The organism is Nonomuraea longispora, assembly GCF_004348345.1.
Taxonomy (GTDB): domain Bacteria; phylum Actinomycetota; class Actinomycetes; order Streptosporangiales; family Streptosporangiaceae; genus Nonomuraea; species Nonomuraea longispora.
This window is the reverse complement of sequence record NZ_SMJZ01000450.1, coordinates 1-829: the sequence shown is the minus strand read 5'-3', so window position 1 is coordinate 829 and position 829 is coordinate 1. Positions and strand designations below refer to the sequence as shown.

The following is an 829-nucleotide window of genomic DNA, read 5'->3' as shown; positions in this document are numbered from 1 at the left end:
CCGGCGGTGATGGCGCCAGTCGTACCCATCTGGAGAATGATGTCGAAGGCGAGGGCGTTGACCAGCCATGGCTGGCCCTGCGTCAGCTCGAAGACCCGGTCGGCCGCGTCCTTGGTGAATTCCTGTGCGGTGGCGTGGGTGTGCTGGCCGTAGAGTTCGGCGATCTGGTCGGCGGTGAAGTCGCCCAGCCGCAGTGACTTGGTGACGATGTTGAACGGGCTGGCCGGATTGCTCCTTTCGGGGTCGCCACCTGAGGCGACTTTGTAGTCGCGCAGGTCGCGCAACCCGCACAGCACCACGGACGCGGGGAACGGACGCCCCTCATGCCGCGTGTTGTGGCCGTCGCGGAGCTGGCTCAGGATGCTGACCAGGCTGTTGCCTTGCAGGGCGTCGATCTCGTCGAGGAACAGCACCACCCGGCGGGGGCTGCGGCGGCACCACTCGCTCAGCGCCGAGCCGAACCGGCTGCCCGGCGTGACCTGCGGCCAGGCGTCTGGCGGCAGCAGTTTCTTGGGCCATCCCGTCCGCTCGGCGGCCTCGCGAAGGGAATCCAGCAGCAGCGACTCGGCGGCGGCGTAGTCGTCGCCGGCCGCCTTGGCGCGTTCGCAGGAGAACGTCAGGGCGGCGGTGTCGCCCTCGGCGGTCAGTTCGGACGCCAGGGTGTTCAGTGTGGTGGTCTTGCCGGTCTGCCGGGGCGCGTGCAGTACGAAGTAGCGGTCCATGTCGATGAGCTCGCGCGCCTGGGGGAGCCGCTGTGTGGGGGGCAGCATGTAGTGGTGCTGCGGGCTGCACGGGCCGGTGGTGTTGAAGTATCTCGCTCGGGGTGGCC

The 829-nt window shown here is 68.9% G+C and carries 1 protein-coding gene; it reads right to left on the bottom strand.

What is annotated here, in order from left to right:
• On the bottom strand, positions 1-770 hold a 770-nt coding region (locus tag E1267_RS43885), incomplete at its 3' end, for an ATP-binding protein (protein WP_132342252.1).
• Positions 771-829 lie beyond the last annotated feature (59 nt).